Origin of the sequence: Nocardiopsis sp. NPDC006139, from assembly GCF_040614155.1 — a bacterium.
GTDB lineage: Bacteria > Actinomycetota > Actinomycetes > Streptosporangiales > Streptosporangiaceae > Nocardiopsis > Nocardiopsis changdeensis.
In genome coordinates, this window is sequence record NZ_JBEXTT010000012.1 from 227,940 (window position 1) to 242,907 (window position 14,968).

Annotated in this window: 19 protein-coding genes; 12 read left to right on the forward strand and 7 right to left on the reverse strand. The window is 75.5% G+C overall.

Annotation, left to right across the window (positions count from 1 at the left end; all coding sequences use genetic code 11):
• Positions 1-37: 37 nt before the first annotated feature.
• Positions 38-577: a hypothetical protein gene (locus tag ABZ249_RS18310; protein WP_355264041.1), complete on the reverse strand. Its 540-nt coding sequence runs from the start codon at positions 575-577 to the stop codon at positions 38-40.
• A gap of 72 nt (positions 578-649) precedes the next feature.
• Here ABZ249_RS18310 and ABZ249_RS18315 point away from each other — a divergent pair, with 72 nt between their 5' ends.
• The 4 genes from ABZ249_RS18315 to ABZ249_RS18330 all read left to right on the forward strand — a co-directional run bounded on the left by ABZ249_RS18315 (position 650) and on the right by ABZ249_RS18330 (position 4,817).
• Complete coding sequence (locus ABZ249_RS18315; protein ID WP_355264044.1) at positions 650-1,105, forward strand: MarR family transcriptional regulator; 456 nt, start codon at positions 650-652, stop codon at positions 1,103-1,105.
• Between the two features lie 71 nt (positions 1,106-1,176).
• Positions 1,177-2,772 (forward strand): ATP-binding protein, encoded by a 1,596-nt coding sequence (locus ABZ249_RS18320; RefSeq protein WP_355264047.1) that lies wholly within the window; start codon positions 1,177-1,179, stop codon positions 2,770-2,772.
• Positions 2,773-2,781: 9 nt separating this feature from the next.
• Positions 2,782-3,459: a response regulator transcription factor gene (locus tag ABZ249_RS18325; RefSeq protein WP_355264050.1), complete on the forward strand. Its 678-nt coding sequence runs from the start codon at positions 2,782-2,784 to the stop codon at positions 3,457-3,459.
• Positions 3,460-3,548: 89 nt separating this feature from the next.
• Positions 3,549-4,817, forward strand: a complete 1,269-nt coding sequence (locus ABZ249_RS18330) for an alpha/beta hydrolase (protein WP_355264053.1) — start codon at positions 3,549-3,551, stop codon at positions 4,815-4,817.
• 49 nt (positions 4,818-4,866) lie between these two features.
• Here ABZ249_RS18330 and ABZ249_RS18335 read toward each other — a convergent pair whose 3' ends face one another.
• Positions 4,867-5,667, reverse strand: coding sequence for an ABC transporter permease (locus tag ABZ249_RS18335; protein ID WP_355264056.1), 801 nt, complete (start codon positions 5,665-5,667; stop codon positions 4,867-4,869).
• Entirely contained in the window at positions 5,664-6,581 is a 918-nt protein-coding gene (locus ABZ249_RS18340; protein ID WP_355264059.1) for an ABC transporter ATP-binding protein, read from the reverse strand. The genes ABZ249_RS18335 and ABZ249_RS18340 overlap by 4 nt, the downstream gene beginning before the upstream one ends.
• 193 nt (positions 6,582-6,774) lie before the next feature.
• On the opposite strand from ABZ249_RS18340, the gene ABZ249_RS18345 reads away from it, so the two are divergent.
• Complete coding sequence (locus tag ABZ249_RS18345) at positions 6,775-6,969, forward strand: DUF1918 domain-containing protein (protein WP_220564627.1); 195 nt, start codon at positions 6,775-6,777, stop codon at positions 6,967-6,969.
• Between the two features lie 181 nt (positions 6,970-7,150).
• The gene (gene fusA / locus ABZ249_RS18350; protein ID WP_355264062.1) at positions 7,151-9,256 is read left to right on the forward strand and encodes an elongation factor G; all 2,106 of its coding nucleotides are present in this window, start codon (positions 7,151-7,153) and stop codon (positions 9,254-9,256) included.
• Between the two features lie 95 nt (positions 9,257-9,351).
• Here fusA and ABZ249_RS18355 read toward each other — a convergent pair whose 3' ends face one another.
• The 3 genes from ABZ249_RS18355 to ABZ249_RS18365 all read right to left on the reverse strand — a co-directional run bounded on the left by ABZ249_RS18355 (position 9,352) and on the right by ABZ249_RS18365 (position 10,680).
• Positions 9,352-10,050, reverse strand: a complete 699-nt coding sequence (locus ABZ249_RS18355; protein WP_355264065.1) for a hypothetical protein — start codon at positions 10,048-10,050, stop codon at positions 9,352-9,354.
• Positions 10,047-10,322 (reverse strand): hypothetical protein, encoded by a 276-nt coding sequence (locus ABZ249_RS18360; RefSeq protein ID WP_355264068.1) that lies wholly within the window; start codon positions 10,320-10,322, stop codon positions 10,047-10,049. Before ABZ249_RS18360 ends, ABZ249_RS18355 begins: the two co-directional genes overlap by 4 nt.
• A gap of 157 nt (positions 10,323-10,479) precedes the next feature.
• A complete protein-coding gene (locus tag ABZ249_RS18365) occupies positions 10,480-10,680 on the reverse strand; it encodes a hypothetical protein (RefSeq protein WP_355264071.1) in 201 nt (66 codons plus the stop codon).
• A 292-nt stretch (positions 10,681-10,972) separates the two neighbouring features.
• On the opposite strand from ABZ249_RS18365, the gene ABZ249_RS18370 reads away from it, so the two are divergent.
• The 3 genes from ABZ249_RS18370 to ABZ249_RS18380 all read left to right on the forward strand — a co-directional run bounded on the left by ABZ249_RS18370 (position 10,973) and on the right by ABZ249_RS18380 (position 13,514).
• Positions 10,973-11,839 carry a DMT family transporter gene (locus ABZ249_RS18370; RefSeq protein WP_355264073.1) on the forward strand — a complete coding sequence of 289 codons (867 nt, stop codon included), beginning with the start codon at positions 10,973-10,975 and terminating at the stop codon, positions 11,837-11,839.
• A gap of 180 nt (positions 11,840-12,019) precedes the next feature.
• On the forward strand, positions 12,020-12,586 hold the full coding sequence (locus ABZ249_RS18375; protein ID WP_355264076.1) for a dihydrofolate reductase family protein: 567 nt from the start codon (positions 12,020-12,022) through the stop codon (positions 12,584-12,586).
• 247 nt (positions 12,587-12,833) lie between these two features.
• Entirely contained in the window at positions 12,834-13,514 is a 681-nt protein-coding gene (locus ABZ249_RS18380; protein ID WP_355264079.1) for a potassium channel family protein, read from the forward strand.
• A gap of 13 nt (positions 13,515-13,527) precedes the next feature.
• On the opposite strand, the gene ABZ249_RS18385 is transcribed toward ABZ249_RS18380, so the two are convergent.
• Positions 13,528-13,965 (reverse strand): CoA-binding protein, encoded by a 438-nt coding sequence (locus ABZ249_RS18385; protein WP_355264115.1) that lies wholly within the window; start codon positions 13,963-13,965, stop codon positions 13,528-13,530.
• A 274-nt stretch (positions 13,966-14,239) separates the two neighbouring features.
• Between ABZ249_RS18385 and ABZ249_RS18390 the strand changes: the two genes are divergently transcribed.
• From ABZ249_RS18390 to ABZ249_RS18400, 3 genes are read left to right on the forward strand one after another with little or no spacing between them, the layout of a single operon-like run.
• Positions 14,240-14,443 (forward strand): hypothetical protein, encoded by a 204-nt coding sequence (locus ABZ249_RS18390; RefSeq protein ID WP_355264082.1) that lies wholly within the window; start codon positions 14,240-14,242, stop codon positions 14,441-14,443.
• Positions 14,444-14,458: 15 nt separating this feature from the next.
• Positions 14,459-14,650 carry a hypothetical protein gene (locus ABZ249_RS18395; RefSeq protein ID WP_355264085.1) on the forward strand — a complete coding sequence of 64 codons (192 nt, stop codon included), beginning with the start codon at positions 14,459-14,461 and terminating at the stop codon, positions 14,648-14,650.
• 20 nt (positions 14,651-14,670) lie between these two features.
• A complete protein-coding gene (locus tag ABZ249_RS18400) occupies positions 14,671-14,871 on the forward strand; it encodes a hypothetical protein (RefSeq protein ID WP_220564619.1) in 201 nt (66 codons plus the stop codon).
• The last annotated feature ends 97 nt before the right edge of the window (positions 14,872-14,968 follow it).

A 14,968-nucleotide genomic window follows, 5' to 3' on the forward strand; every position in this document is an offset into this window, starting at 1 on the left:
GCCGGGGTCGGGGCGGTGCGGGCCCCGGGGCGGGCGGTCACCGCGGCGCGGGGGCGGCGCCGTCCGCCCGGTCGGCCTCGCCCAGCAGGGCGAACTCGCGGAAGAGCCCGGCCAGCCAGGCGAAGGTCAGGGCGATGACGGTGAGGTTCTTGGCGGCGACCACGGTCGCGGTCACCCAGGGCCGTTCGGCCGCGGGCACCCACAGGCCGATCGCCGCGTTGGGCACCAGGTCGAAGACCGCGAAGGCCGCGGCCAGGAAGGCGAACTGGCCGAGGAACAGGCCGAGCCGGGGCGTGATGCCGGCCTCGAAGGCGGCCCACGCCCCGGCGGGCGTCCGCCGGTCCGCGGGCAGGACCTCGCGGGCGGCGATCCACAGCAGGGCCGCGAACAGGACCAGCCGGGAGCCCTGGGCGACGACCTCGGAGGCGATCCCCGGGCCGCCGGTGAGCGGGCTGCCGGGGGCGACGAGCGCGAACCGCTGGATCGTGGGCACCAGGGACAGGCCCAGGACGAGCAGGGCGTGGCGGGCGTAGGCGCGCAGGGCCCACAGGAGGGCGGCGCGGGCGACGGCGACCATGATTTCACCTCATTGAATAGTTCACTCTTCTGAACTATACGATGCGGTGAAGGATCGCGGTAGGGTGGGCCCGTGACCGCCGCACCGCAGGAACCCGCGGGCGACCGCGCGGGCTGGGACCTCAGCACCGCCGTCGTCCTCTTCCACGACGCCCTCGGCGCCCGCCTGGGCGTGGGCGCCACCGACCACAAGGCCCTGGGCCTGGTGCGCCGCGACGGGCCGATGACCCTGAGCGCGATCGCCGCCGGGCTGGGGGTGGTCGCCGGGGCCGCCACCGCCGTCGTCGACCGGCTGGAGGCCGCCGGACTGGTCGAGCGCTTCCGCGACCCCGGCGACCGCCGCCGCGTCCTGGTCCGCCCCCTCGCCGGCGCCGCCCCCGCCGAACGCGACGCCTACGCGCGCCTGGGCCGGGAGACCGCGGCCTTCATGGCCGGCCTCGGAGAGGACGAGCGCCGCGCGGTCCTGGACTACATCTCCCTCACCCGCCGGCTCCTGGAGGAGGAGACCGCCCGCCTGCGCGGGGCCTAGTCCATCCCGGGCACCTCCGTCGCCGGGCTCCCGGGAGTCCGCCCGCCTGCGCGGGGCCTAGTCTCGGAGCCATGAGCACGCCCGCCGACCGCTCCGCCGCCCCGCGCCGCGCCCTGGCCGACCTGGCGCTGTGGGCCGCCCTCGCCGGCCTCACCGTCGCCGAGCTCTCCGGCTTCGACGGCGGATTCCCGTGGTGGGAGGCGGGGGCGCTGCTCCTCGCCCTGACCGCGGCCGTGGTCCTGTCCCGGCGCCGGCCCGACGCGGCGACGGCGGTCGCCCTGGCGGCCGCCACCGCGGAGGCGGCGGCCCTGCCCGAGTCCCTGCCGCTCTCCCCGTTCGTCTCCCTGGGGGTCCTGGCCCTGCTGGCGGGGCGGCGCTCGGGCCGCCCCGGGCCCTTCACCTCCATGGCGGTGACGGCGGCCCTGATCGTCCTCACCCTGTACACGGGCGCCGCCGTGATGGCCGGGGTCGGGACCCGCGACCTGCTGTCGGGCCTGGTGGACGTGCTCGGCCTGGTACTCGGCCTGGTCGCGATGCTGCTCGTCCCCTGGCTGCTGGGCCGGTACCTGGAACAGCGCGCCCGGCTGATCCGGGGCGGCTGGGAGATCGCCGAGCACATGGAGCGCACCCGGGCGGCCGAGGCCGAGCGCGCCCGGCTGCGGGAGCGCGCCAGGATCGCCGCCCGCATGCACGACTCCCTCGGCCACGACCTGGCCCTGCTCGCGGTGCGCGCCGCCGCTCTGGAGATGGCCTCGCAGGACTCCCCCGAGCGCGCCGAGGCCGCCGCCGGGCTGCGCGAGGCCGCGCACGCCACCACACTGCGGCTGCGCGAGGCCATCGGCGTGCTGCGGGAGGGGCCGGCCGGCGAGGACGTGGAGACGGTCGCCGAACTGGTCTCCGGGGCGGTCGAGGCGGGCATGCGCGTCCGCCTGCTGCGCGAGGGCCCCGACCCCGACCCCCGCACCCCCGGCGGCCGGGCGGTGGGGCGGCTGGTCCGCGAGGCGCTCACCAACGCCGCCCGGTACGCCCCCGGTGCCGAGGTGACCGTGCGGGTCGTCCGGGACGGCGGGCCGACCCGGGTGGAGGTGGACGACACCGGCGCCGGCCCGGACGGGGCCCCCGCGGTGCCCGGCGCCGGGACCGGGCTGGCCGCACTGCGCGCCGAGGTGGCCGCCCTGGGCGGGACCCTGGACGCCGCGCCCCGCCCCGGCTCCGGGTTCGCGGTCCGCGCCGAGGTACCCGACGGCGAGCCCGGGGACGGGGGCCCCGAGCCCTCCGTCATCCGGCTGGCCCGGGAGGAGGCCCGCGCCGGGGCCCGCCGGAGCGTGCTCGCCGCGGTCGCGATCCCCGTCGCCATCGCGCTGCCCGCCGTCGGGGCCGGGTTCGCCCTGCTGTGGTGGAACAGCAGCAACTCGGTGCTGCCCCCCGAGGACTACGAGCGGATCCACGTGGGCGACACCCGGGCGCAGGTCGAGGAGCTGCTGCCCCGGTACGCCTACCCCGAGCGGTCCGTGGACGGCGCGCCGCCGGAGCCGCCCGGGGCCGACTGCCGGTACCAGCTGGTGCACCAGGAGAACGGACTGCCGCCGGTGTACCGGCTGTGCTTCGCCGACGGGGTCCTGGTGTCCAAGGAGGAGATCGACCGGGAGGCCGCGGCGGACGAGTAGGGTGTGCGCGTGGAGACGGGCAACGGCACCCGGACGCTGCGCGTCCTGCTGGCCGACGACGAGGCGATGATGCGCGCCGGGCTGCGCGCGATCCTGTCCGCCGCCTCCGGGTTCGAGGTGGTGGGCGAGGCGGCCGACGGCGCCGAGGCGGTGTCCCTGACCGCGGAGCACCGGCCCGACCTGGTGCTCATGGACGTGCGCATGCCGCGGATGAACGGCCTGGACGCGGCGGAGGCCATCGCGGCCGCGCACCCGGCGACGTCGGTGGTCGTGCTGACCACGTTCGGCGAGGACGCCTACATCGAACGGGCGCTGTCCGGCGGCGCCGACGGGTTCGTGCTCAAGACCGGCGACCCGCACCAGCTGGTGGCCGGGCTGCGCGCCGTGGCCGACGGCGGCGCCTACCTGTCCCCCGATGTGGCCCGGCGGGTGGTCGGCCTGCTCGACGCCTCCTCCCCGCGGCGGTCCCGCAGCGCGCGGGCCCGGGAGCGGGTGGACCGGCTCACCGCCCGCGAACGCCAGGTGCTGGTGCTGGTCGGCGAGGGCTGCTCCAACGACGAGATCGCCCGCAGGCTCGACATCGCGGCCGGGACCGTGAAGGTGCACGTGGGGTCGATCCTGACCCGGCTCGGCGTGGACAACCGGGTGCGCGCCGCGATCCTGGCCTACGAGGCCGGACTGCTCTGACCCCGGGACTCCCCCTACCCCTTTGTGCCTAGGCGGCCGCCGCCGTCCGGGCGATGTGCCCGGGGGCCGGGGCGGCGGAGCATACGGGCATGACACGTTCACAGACACCCCGAGCCGTCCGGACCCGCGCCCTGCTGTGCGCCGCGCTGGTCCTGGCGGCCTCCCTGTCCGCGCCGACCGCGCTGTCCGCCGTCACGGACCCCGAGCCGGTCGTCCTCGAGCCCCCTGCGCCCACGGGCCCGCACCCCACCGGCCGCACCACCCTGCACCTGGTCGACCCGGACCGCGGCCACCCCTGGGTCCCGGCCGCCGAGGACCGCGACGTCGTGGTCGACGTCTGGTACCCGGCCCGGGGCGGCGGGGAGCCCGCACCGTACGTCCCGGCGTCCTTCGCCGAGACGATGAAGCGCGATTTCGAGCAGTACGGCATCCCGCGCGACGCCGTCGACGCGGCCGGGGCGCGGACGGCCTCCCGGCTCGACGCCGAGGCCGTGGACGCGCACCTGCCGGTGCTGCTCTTCTCCCCCGGGATGGGCATGTCCCGGCACCAGTACACCGCCCTGGGCGAGGACCTGGCCTCCCGGGGGTTCGTCGTGGCGGCCATGGACCACCCCTACGAGGCACTCGTCGTGGAGCTGCCCGACGGGCGCCTGCTGCGCACCGCCCTGCCCACCAACGACACCGGGAACCGGAGGCTGGCCGGCGGGGTGCGGCTGGCCGACGCCCGGTTCGTGCTGGACCGGCTGGAGGGGTTCGCCGCCGGGGAGGACGCCGCCGACGACTCCGGGCACCCGCTGCCCCGGGGGCTGGCCGACGCCCTGGACATGGAGCGGGTGGGCATGTTCGGCCACTCCCTGGGCGGGGTGACGACGGCGGAGACGATGCTCGTGGACGACCGGGTCGACGCCGGCGTGAACATGGACGGCAGCCTGGCCTACCACGTGGGCGACGAGGAGTGGTCCGACGCGACCCTGGCCGGGGCCTCCCGGCCGTTCGCCCTGATGGGGGCCGGGGCGAGCGGTGACGAGGGACTGCCCCACCACTCCGACCACTCCCCGGACTGGCGGCTGTTCGTCGAGGCGTCGAGCGCGCCCGTGCTGGAGGTGTACATGCCCGACGGGGAGCACATGGCGTCCACGGACCTCCAGTGGATCGCCCCGCAGCTGGAGGAGGCCTTCTCCCCGTCCTCGGCGGCCTGGCGGAACGCGGTGCGCGGCGGACTGGGCACCGTGGATCCGGAGGACTCGGTCGCCGCCCAGCGCGCGCACCTGGCGGCGTTCTTCGACCACCACCTGCGCGGCGGGGCGTCCCCGCTGCCGGACCCGGCGCCCGCGGTGACCGAGGTCACCGAGCACTGACGGGAACGCGTCGGCGCCCGGCCCGTGCGGGCCGGGCGCCGGCGGTCGGTCACACGTCGCGGACCCGGAACTCCGCGCGGGCGACGATCCAGGCGGCGGCCGCCCACCCCGCCACCACGACGATGTTCACCGGCCCGTCGTGCGGCGCGGTGTAGAAGCCGACATCGCCGCCCGCGTAGAACTCGATCCCCGCGGTGCCCGGGGCCAGGGCCGCCAGGTCGTCCAGCACCGGGTTCCCGGACAGCTGGAGGACCATCGGCAGCCCCAGGAGCAGCAGGAACCCGATCACGAACGTGCCCGGGGCGCTGCGCAGCGCCGTTCCGACCCCGGTGAACAGGACGCCGAACAGCGCCATGCACAGCCCCGCCCCCAGCGCCGTCCCGGCCAGCGCCGCCGGGTCCGGGGCCGCGTACCGGCCGATGAACCCGGCCAGGACCGCAGCCCCCACAACGGTGGCCAGGACGCCGACCACCCCGGCCAGGACCGCCACCACCAGCGTGCGCGCGGCCAGGACCAGGGAGCGGTCCGGCCGGGCCAGCAGCGTCCCGGTGACGCCCCGGTCCCCGAACTCGCCGGTGGCGGCCAGCGCGGCCAGGGTGAGCACCGTGAACTGCACCAGGTAGAAGTGCCCCTGGGAGAGCAGCCGGGCGTAGGCCAGGGAGTCGGCCTCGTCGGGGTTCTCGGCGATCCGCGACAGCTCGGTGAACCCCATGAGCGCGGCGAACACGGCCATCCCGAGCAGGGCCGCGGCCACCGCCCACCAGGTGGAGCGCAGGGAGGTCAGGCGGATCCACTCCGCGGCGGACTCCCGGCCCAGTTCGGCCGGGTACCGGCCCCTGGTCCCGCTCATCGGGCTCCTCCCGTCGATCCGTACTCCACGGCCTCGCCGGTGAGCTCCAGGTAGGCCTGTTCCAGGGACGCCTCCCTGGTCAGCAGGCCGTGGACGCGGACGCCGGCCTCGTACGCCAGGTCGCCGACCTCGGCCGCCGGGGCGCCGAACACCCGCAGCAGGCCGGGCCCGTCCTCCACCCGCACCGCGGGGCCGCGCCGCTCCAACCGCTCCCGCAGGGTCCCGGCGTCGGGGGTGCGCACCTCCACGTGGGTGCGCGACCACGCGCCGATGACCTCGGTGAGCGGGGCGTCGACGATCAGCCGCCCCCGCCCGATGACCACGAGGTGGTCGGCGACCGCCTCCATCTCGCTCATCAGGTGGCTGGAGACGAACACGGTGCGGCCCTCGTCGGCCATCCGCCGCACCAGCGCGCGCATCCACCGCACCCCGTCCAGGTCGAGTCCGTTGACGGGCTCGTCGAAGACCAGCACGCCGGGGTCCCCCAGCAGCGCGTCGGCCACCCCCAGCCGCTGCCGCATGCCCAGCGAGTAGCCGCCCACCCGCCGGTCGGCCGCGTCGGACAGCCCGACCTGTTCCAGCACCTCCTCCACCCGGCTCCGCGGGACGCCGGTGCCCACCGCCTTGGCCCGCAGGTGGGCCCGCGCGGTGCGCCCGGGGTGGGCGGAGCCCGTGGACAGCAGGGCGCCCACCCGCAGCGCGGGCCGGTCCAGATCCCGGTAGGGGCGGCCGTCGACCAGCGCCTCGCCGGACGTGGGCGCGGCCAGCCCCAGCAGCACCCGCATGGTGGTGCTCTTGCCGGCCCCATTAGGCCCCAGGAAGCCGGTCACGCGGCCGGGCTCCACCGTGAAGGTGAGCCCGTCCACCACCGTTCTGTCCCCGTAGCGCTTGGTCAGTTCCCGCACCGTCAGCATGTGCGGCCTCCTCGTCTCGTCGGTCCCGTACAGCGTCCGTCCGGCCGGCCCGCCGGCGCATCGGAGGTTCGTCGGGACCCGGCTATCCCTTTGTGCGTAGGGGTCGCCCCGGGGTCCGGTTCGGGCGGGGACGGCGTCGGGTAGACCCCCGGTACGGGCCGGTCGGGGGGACCGGCGGAAACGGGGGAGGACCATGCACGCGAAGGTCGGCGACCACCTGCGCACGCACGGGGTCACCAGCGGCGACGGGCGGCACCTCGGGGAGATCATCGAGGTGCGCGGGGCCGAGGACGGCCCTCCCTACCTGGTGCGCTTCCCGGACGGGGCGGAACGCCTCATCTACCCGGGGCCGGACACGGTGGTGGAGCCCCGGCGCCCGGTCGACTGACGGAGCGTCCACGGGGGCGGCGGACCACGCGGGTCCGCCGCCCTTCGCGTGTCCGAAAACCGGTGGCCCGCCGGGGCCCCCGCGCCTACGCTCCCAACAGGCGGCAGGCCGTACCCACGGCCGCACAGGCATGCGCGCACCGCCCGATGGTCGCCCCGACGGAGCAGAAAGGAACGGACACATGGCCACCACCACAAGGATGGGACGGGCCTCGGTCCGCAACATCGGGATCATGGCCCACATCGACGCGGGCAAGACCACCACCACCGAGCGCATCCTGTACTACACCGGCACCTCCCACAAGGTCGGCGAGGTGCACGACGGCACCACCGCCACCGACTTCCTGCCGGAGGAGCGCGAGCACGGCATCACCATCGCCTCGGCGGCGGTCACCTGCCGGTGGACGGTCGACGGCGCGGTCCACACCGTGAACCTCATCGACACCCCCGGCCACATCGACTTCACCGTCGAGGTGGAGCGGTGCCTGCGCGTCCTGGACGGCGCGGTCGCGGTGTTCGACGCGGTGGCCGGCGTGGAGCCCCAGTCCGAGACGGTGTGGCGCCAGGCCGACCGCTACGGCGTTCCGCGCATCTGCTTCGTCAACAAGATGGACCGGGTCGGCGCGGACATGGCGCGGACGGTGGAGATGATCGGCGACCGGCTGGGCGCGGTCCCGCTGGTGCTGCACCTGCCGGTCGGCGCGGAGGCGGGCTTCCGGGGCGTGGTCGACCTGGTCGGCATGCGCGCCCTGGTGTGGCCGGCCGACGCCGGCCCGGGCGAGGCGTACGAGGTCGCCGCCGTCCCCGACGAGCTGGCCGGGGAGGCGCGGCGCTGGCGCGCCCGCCTGCTGGAGACGGTCGCCGAGCACGACGAAGCGCTGATGGAGCTGTACGTGCGGGGCGAGGAGCCCGCCGAGGCGGAGCTGCACGCGGCGGTCCGGCGGCTGACCGTCGGATCGGTGGACGGCCCGGTGACGGTGACGCCGGTGCTGTGCGGCACCGCGTTCAAGAACAAGGGGGTGCAGCCGCTGCTGGACGCCGTGGTCCGCTACCTGCCCTCCCCGCTCGACGCGGGGGAGGCGGCCGGGGTCCGCCCCGGGGACGCGGGCGCGGCGGTCGCACGCCCTCCGTCCGAGGACGCGCCGCTGGCGGCGCTGGCCTTCAAGATCACGGGCGACCCGCACCTGGGCCGCCTGACGTTCGTCCGGCTGTACTCCGGCCGGCTGGACACCGGCGACCGGGTGTACAACCCGCTCCGGGGAGAGAAGGAGAGGATCGGCAAGATCTACCGCATGCACGCCGCGACCCGGGAGGAGGTCCCCACGGCGGTCGCCGGCGACATCGTCGCCGTCATGGGGCTGCGCCGGACCGGCACCGGGGAGACCCTGTGCGACGCGGCGGACCCGATCGTGCTGGACTCCATGGACTTCCCCGACCCCGTCATCGAGGTCGCGGTGGAGCCGCGGTCCCGGTCCGACCGGGACCGGCTGTCGTCGGCGGTCGTCCGGCTGTCGGAGGAGGACCCGTCCCTGCGGGTGCACACCGACGCCGAGAGCGGCCAGACCATCCTGGGCGGTATGGGCGAGCTGCACCTGGAGATCCAGGTCGCCCGCCTGCTGCGCGAGTTCGGCGTGGAGGCCCGGGTGGGCCGTCCGCGCGTCGCCTACCGGGAGACCATCCGGCGGGCGGTCGCGGCGGTGGACCGCACGCACCGGAAGCAGACCGGTGGACGGGGCCAGTTCGCCCGGGTGCGGATCGCCGTCGAGCCGTTCGATGGCGGGTACGAGTTCGTGGACGAGGTGACCGGGGGCCGGGTGCCGCGTGAGTTCGTCCCCGCCGTGGACAGGGGCTGCCGGGACGCGCTGCGGCTCGGCGTCCTGGCCGGGTACGAGGTGACCGGGGTGCGGGTGCGCCTGCTGGACGGGGCGTTCCACACCGAGGACTCCTCCGAGCTGGCGTTCCGGACGGTGGGCCTGGACGCCATGCGGGAGGCCCTGGCCCAGGCCGACCCGGCGCTGCTGGAACCGGTGATGGCCGTGGAGGTGACGACGCCCGAGGACTGCATGGGCGACGTCATCGGCGACCTCAACGCCCGGCGCGGCCGGATGCGGTCGCTGGCGGAGCGGCGCGGGGCCCGCGTGGTCTCGGCGGCGGTGCCGCTGGCGGAGATGTTCGGCTACGTGGGCGACCTGCGCGGCCGGACCTCGGGCCGGGCGTCCTTCGTGATGGAGTTCGACTCCTACGCGCAGGCGCCCGACGCGGTGGCCGCGGCGGTGGTCGGCCGGTAGGCGGGGCCCCGTCCCCTTCCGGGGGGCGGGGCCCGTCCGTGCGCGGGCACGGGGGACGAACGTGCGCGGGCACGGGGGCACGCGTGCGCGGACCGTCAGGACCGGAGGGCGGCGCGCAGCAGGACGAGCTGGTCGTGGGTGTCCAGGACGGACTCGGCCAGGCCGACGTCCACCTCCTCCAGCTCCTTGAACAGGGTCTCCATCAGGGGGATCAGGTCGAGCAGCCAGATCACCACCTGGGGGTGGCGCACGGTCGGCGAGGTGGCCACCACGGTCCCCGCCGTGTCGGCGAACTGGCGCAGGGCCCGGGGGTGGTCGGCCCAGCGCCGCAGCCGGTCCGACCAGGCCTCCAGGAACGGGGACAGGTCGTCGAAGGCGGTGGCCAGCGTGTCCAGGATCAGGACGGCGGGGCGCTCCTCGGGCTCGCGGTCCAGGGTGTGCAGCCACAGGGCGGCGAAGCAGGCGCGGACGGCGGCGCGCTCGTCGGCGGGCCACTGCCACCAGCGGGCCAGGTCGAGTTTGGCGGCCACCGTGTCGATGTCGATGTGCCCGCCGCCGGGGAGGGCGAGGTCGAGGATGCGCGGCAGGAAGTGGCGCAGGTCGTCGACGCCGCCCCAGGTCGTGAGGACCTTGGCCACGAACCGGCGCAGGTCGTCCTCGCCGAGTTCGCGCAGGGGCGAGCGGCGCAGCAGGCGCTGGTCCTCGTCCGTGACGCAGTGCGGGCAGCCGTCGATGCGGGCGGCCAGGCGGTGGCGCGCGAACACGGCGTACAGGCGCTCGACCGCCTCCCTCACCGCTCCCCCTCCCCGGTGGACGGGCCGGCGCAGGCCGGACGGCGTGGGGCGCGGACGGCGGCGCGCGGGTCCGTGACGGCGGGGAGCGGACCGGGTCCGAAGGAGTGGATACCCGCCCGGGTGAGCCCGGCCCGGCCGCGGGCCCCGGCGGAGGACGCCCTGTCGCGGCCGTGCGCCGCGACGGCCCCGCCGGCGATCCGCAGGATCCCCTCACGCCGCCGGCCGCCCTCGCCCCGCGGTGCCCGGCGCCGACCCGGACTCGTTCTGCTCACCCGCAGGAGTCTACGGTCCCGCGGCCGTGGAAAGACCCACAACCCTTGGTGCTGCGGCTCTTCCGTTACCTGCCGGCCACCCGGCGGACGGATCGGCGGGGACCTTCGGACGCGTTCCCGCGCCCCGTCCCGCCGCCCCCGGACCCGGTGCCCGGGTTCACTCCCGGCGGGAGCGGGCGGCGAACCTCTGGACGGCGAAGAGGACCAGCAGGCCCAGGGCCGCGGCGGTGCCGAAGGAGGCGAGCGACGCGGGGATCCCGGAGCCGAGCAGGTCGGCGTACGGCTCCCGGGTGAGCGCGCGCGCCAGCGCGAAGACGGCGACGAAGAGCACCCAGGACACGATCGAGGCGGCGTTCATCGGCGGGCTCCGAGGGGTGCTGTGCAGGGCATGCCGCGCATCCTAGCCGACGGCCGCGCGGCGTCCGGAGTCCGGAGCCCGCGGCGGGGGTACCTTTCACGCGGGAGGTCCAGCCTCCCCCGACCGAACGCCGGTATCCTCGGCGCGGCCGCCGACGCGGCCCGCGCACACCCCCGGGGAGGCCGGCGCCCGCCCCGCCCCCGAGTCCGCCGCCCGACCCGCTACCGAAGACGCACGGGACCATCCCCCGGTATGACGACACCGTCCGCGCGTCCGCGCAAGGATTACCGATATGGACCCCTACGTATGGCTCGGTGCCCTGCTGGGCACCCTGTCCTGCGTCGCCTACGCCGCGGCCGCGGTGTCCCAGTGGCGGCTGGCCGTCCTGGTGCCCGAGCCGCTGATCGAACGCGGCCCCCTCGCGTCCCTGCTGGCACGGCCCCTGTGGTGGACCTCGATCCTCCTCAACGGCGGCCGTGCCGCCTTCCAGGTGGCGGCCCTGGCCTTCGCCCCGCTCACCGTGGTGCAGCCGCTGGGCGTCCTCGCCCTGGTCTTCGCGATCCCCTGGGCCACCCGCCTCGGCGGGCGGCGGCTGACCCGCCGACAGACCGGGGGCGCGGTCCTGGTCGTGGCCTCGGTCGCGGTCCTGCTCTCCCTGTCGGTGACCGACGGCCGCAGCGACCCCCTCACCGTCGCCGACGGGTGGGCCGTCACCCTGGGCACCCTGGCCCTGCTCACCGCCGGGGCCTGGGCGGCCGGCCGCTGTCCGGCCGCCTGGCGCAGCCACCTGCTCGCCGCCGTGGCGGGGGTCGCCTTCGGCGTCTCCTCCGCCCTGGCCAAGACCACCGTCACCGTCATCGGCACCGACGGGGCCGCCGCGCTCGCCCACCCGGCGGCCATGGGCACAGCGGTCGTCGCCGTCCTGGGAATGTTCCTCGCCCAGGCCGCCTACCAGGGCATGGAGCTCGGATCGCCGCTCGGTGTGACGACGGTCGTCAACCCGGTCGCGGCGTCCTTCGTCGCCATCGCCTTCATGGGCGAGTCCTTCCTCGGCGGCCCGATCGGCCTCGTCCCGGCGGTGCTGGCAGCCGCGGGCTGCGCCTACGGCATCTCCCTGCTCACCGCACGCCTCCCCGCCCCGGCCGCGCACCCCGCCTGAGCGTCCGCGCCCGCGCGGGGCCTGGTCGGGGAGGGTCCTCCTCCCCCGCGTACGGCGGCACCGGGGTGCGTCCGCGCCGGGAAGGAGGACCTCTGGAAAAAAAATTCCGGCGCGGTGTCGATCCGCGCGGGGGCCGTTCGACGAGAGGGTGTACGTGCGAACGGAAACGAGGAACACATCATGCGCACCCTGATCGTCACCGCCTTCATCTCCCTCGACGGCGTCATGGAGGCCCCGGGCGGAGAGTCCGGCTACCGCAACAGCGGCTGGACCGTGAACTCCGTCGAGTTCGACGAGGCCGCCTACGCGATCAAGGCCACCGAGCAGGACGAGGCGACCGCCATGCTGATGGGCCGCCGCAGCTACGAGGCCTTCGCCCCGGTGTGGCCCTCGATGACCGAGGAGTTCAAGGGCTACAACGCCATGCCCCGCTACGTCGTCTCCACCACCCTCACCGAGCAGGACGAGCGCTGGCCCGCCACGATCCTGCGCTCGCTGGACGACGTGGCCGCCCTCAAGGAGACCGAGGGCGGGCCGATCATCGTCCACGGCAGCTCCACCCTGGCTCAGGGGCTCGCCGACGCGGGCCTGGTCGACCGCTACCACCTGCTGGTCTTCCCGGTGCTCCTGGGCGCGGGCAAGCGGCTGTTCAGCGACGCCGACAAGGACCTGACCAAGCTCAGGCTCGTGGAGCACGAGGCGTACTCCAACGGCATGCAGAAGCAGGTGTTCGACGTCGTCCGCTGACCCCGGGGCGCACCGCGCGACCCCCGGAGGGCGGGTGCGGCCGGGTGCCCGGCCGCACCCGCCCTCCGGCCGCGCCCGTCGTCCCGGACCGCCACCCGGTCACCGGACCGGCCGAGAGTTGACGTATCCTCCCATGTCAGCGGGGCGTCCTTGCGGCTTTCGCCCCTGATGCCGGTGGTCCGCCACCGCGGACCCCACGCACGCCGGCAGCCCTCGGCCCAGCCCCCGGACGCGGATCGGTGCCCCCATGGCGGAACAGGACACGCCCCTCCAGCCCCTCGAACACGACGCCCGCGTGACCCGGTGGGAGCGCAGGGCGGAGATCCCCATGCTGCTGCTGGCGGTGGCCTTCCTCGTCGCCTACGCGTGGCCGGTCATCGACCCGGGATTGGAACCGGACCTGTACAACGTCCTGCAGGCCCTCTCCTGGACGGTCTGGCTCTCCTTCACGGTCGACTTCGCCATCCGGATCCACCTGAGCGACCACCGCCTGCAGTACGCACTGCGCAACTGGTACGACGTGGTCCTGGTCCTGCTCCCCATGTTCCGGATGCTGCGCCTGCTGCGCCTGTTCTCGCTCGTACGCATGCTGAACCGCTCCACGGTCGGCCACTCGATGATCGGGAAGACCTCCGTCTACGTCACCGGCGCGGCGGCCCTCATGGTCTTCCTGAGCGCGGTGACCGTGCTCGACGCGGAGCGGGGCGCCCCCGACGCGAACATCACCGAGTTCGGGGACGCCCTGTGGTGGGCGATCGTGACGGCCGCGACGGTCGGCTACGGGGACTTCTACCCCGTCACCCTCGAAGGGCGGCTGGTGGCGGTCGTGCTGATGATCATGGGCGTGGGCCTGATGGGCGTGGTGACGGCGGCGGTCGCCTCGTGGTTCCTGAAGAGCGCCGCACCCTCCACCGAGTCCACCCCGTGAGGCCCCGCGCCGGTCAGGCGCCGCGCCTGCCCCACTCGATGGCGGGGCAGGTGTCCATCACCATCGGCACACCGGCCTCCGCCGTCCGCCGGAACGCCTCCTCGTCGACCACCCCGAGCTGGAACCACACCCCCCGGGCGCCGATCGCCACGGCCTGGTCGGCGAACTCCCCGGCCGCCTCGGACCGGCGGAAGACGTCCACGACGTCGATGCCGCCGACGGCTTCGGCCGCCTCGGCGAGCGTCGCGTAGGCCTTCTCGCCCAGGACCTCCTCGCCGGCGGCCGCGGCCCCCGGGTGGATCGGGACGATCCGCTTGCCCTTCGCCTGGAGCACCCGGGCGACGCCGTACGCGGTGCGCCCGGTGTCGTTCGACAGGCCCACCACGGCCCAGGTCCCGGTCTCGTCGAGGAGGTGGTCGATGGTCTTCTGGTCCAGCCACGGCTCGGTCATGTCGGTGGACAACAGCCCCGCCGCCCCGCCGATTCCCCGTCCTCCCCTGCGGCCCGGCGCCCGACCGCCGCACCGGGGCCCGGGCGGGACCGCGCTCCTCCTTTGCATCATGCTGCACCGCGCGCGGCAGCCTCGTGCCGACGTTCCGCCTTCACTTCGGCACCGAGCGTTGCGATCGTGAGAACGGCCCCCGCGGAACCCCCGGGGGCCGTTCCCCTTCCGGGCGCGCCCCGGAACACGTCGCACCGCGCTGGCGCGGTGGTGAGGAGCGAGCATGCAGACACAGGTCCGACCGCACTGGGGCATCGTCCCCGGTGCCCTGGAAGAGGACGCCGAGGGCCGGGTGTTCCGGTCCGGCCTCCCCGTCACGGCGACCCCCGTGGTCGTGGGGGCGGCCGGGGCGATCGTCGTCGCCTACGCCGCGGGCGCCCTCGTCAACGCCCTCGGCGGCACCCACCCCACCCTCCCCCACGCCTAGAGACCAGGAGACGCAGTGATCCCCCTGACTCCCCCCGCCTCCCTCGCCGGCGCGGACGCCCTGAGCGAGACCGACGGCGGCAGCATCCGCTTCGGCGCGGCGCCCGTCACGGCGACCCCCCTCGCCGTGACCGCGGGCCTCGCGGCCGGTGTGGCCCTGGGCTACGCCCTCGCCAACAGCACCCACCCGACCCTGCCTCAGAGCTAGTCCGGACCCCTGGAGCCACAGTGAACGACGTTTCCTTCCTCTCGCGCCCGGGCTCGCTGGCCGACATCGACATCCGCGACCCCCGCGGCCGGTCCGTGTCGACGCAGGCCCCGGTCACGGCGACCCCCGCCGTGACCGCGGGGGTCGCCATCGGCTACGCCCTGATCTACGCGTTCAACGCCGGCGTCAACAGCACCCACCCGACCCTGCCCATGTCGTAGCGATCGGGAACCGCGGTCCGGGGCGTCCGGACGCCCCGCCCATGGCCAGCGTCGGCTCCGACCGCACCACAGCCGACGAGCCCGACCAGCACCCCCG

Bases quoted from the DNA above. Each gene is read 5' to 3' on its own strand.
- ABZ249_RS18385 (WP_355264115.1), bottom strand. From the start codon at position 13,965: ATGACCGAGCCGTGGCTGGACCAGAAGACCATCGACCACCTCCTCGAC.
- ABZ249_RS18380 (WP_355264079.1), top strand. From the start codon at position 12,834: ATGGCGGAACAGGACACGCCCCTCCAGCCCCTCGAACACGACGCCCGC.
- fusA (WP_355264062.1), top strand. From the start codon at position 7,151: ATGGCCACCACCACAAGGATGGGACGGGCCTCGGTCCGCAACATCGGG.
- ABZ249_RS18330 (WP_355264053.1), top strand. From the start codon at position 3,549: ATGACACGTTCACAGACACCCCGAGCCGTCCGGACCCGCGCCCTGCTG.
- ABZ249_RS18345 (WP_220564627.1), top strand. From the start codon at position 6,775: ATGCACGCGAAGGTCGGCGACCACCTGCGCACGCACGGGGTCACCAGC.
- ABZ249_RS18320 (WP_355264047.1), top strand. From the start codon at position 1,177: ATGAGCACGCCCGCCGACCGCTCCGCCGCCCCGCGCCGCGCCCTGGCC.
- ABZ249_RS18390 (WP_355264082.1), top strand. From the start codon at position 14,240: ATGCAGACACAGGTCCGACCGCACTGGGGCATCGTCCCCGGTGCCCTG.
- ABZ249_RS18340 (WP_355264059.1), bottom strand. From the start codon at position 6,581: ATGCTGACGGTGCGGGAACTGACCAAGCGCTACGGGGACAGAACGGTG.
- ABZ249_RS18370 (WP_355264073.1), top strand. From the start codon at position 10,973: ATGGACCCCTACGTATGGCTCGGTGCCCTGCTGGGCACCCTGTCCTGC.
- ABZ249_RS18365 (WP_355264071.1), bottom strand. From the start codon at position 10,680: ATGAACGCCGCCTCGATCGTGTCCTGGGTGCTCTTCGTCGCCGTCTTC.
- ABZ249_RS18335 (WP_355264056.1), bottom strand. From the start codon at position 5,667: ATGAGCGGGACCAGGGGCCGGTACCCGGCCGAACTGGGCCGGGAGTCC.
- ABZ249_RS18375 (WP_355264076.1), top strand. From the start codon at position 12,020: ATGCGCACCCTGATCGTCACCGCCTTCATCTCCCTCGACGGCGTCATG.
- ABZ249_RS18310 (WP_355264041.1), bottom strand. From the start codon at position 577: ATGGTCGCCGTCGCCCGCGCCGCCCTCCTGTGGGCCCTGCGCGCCTAC.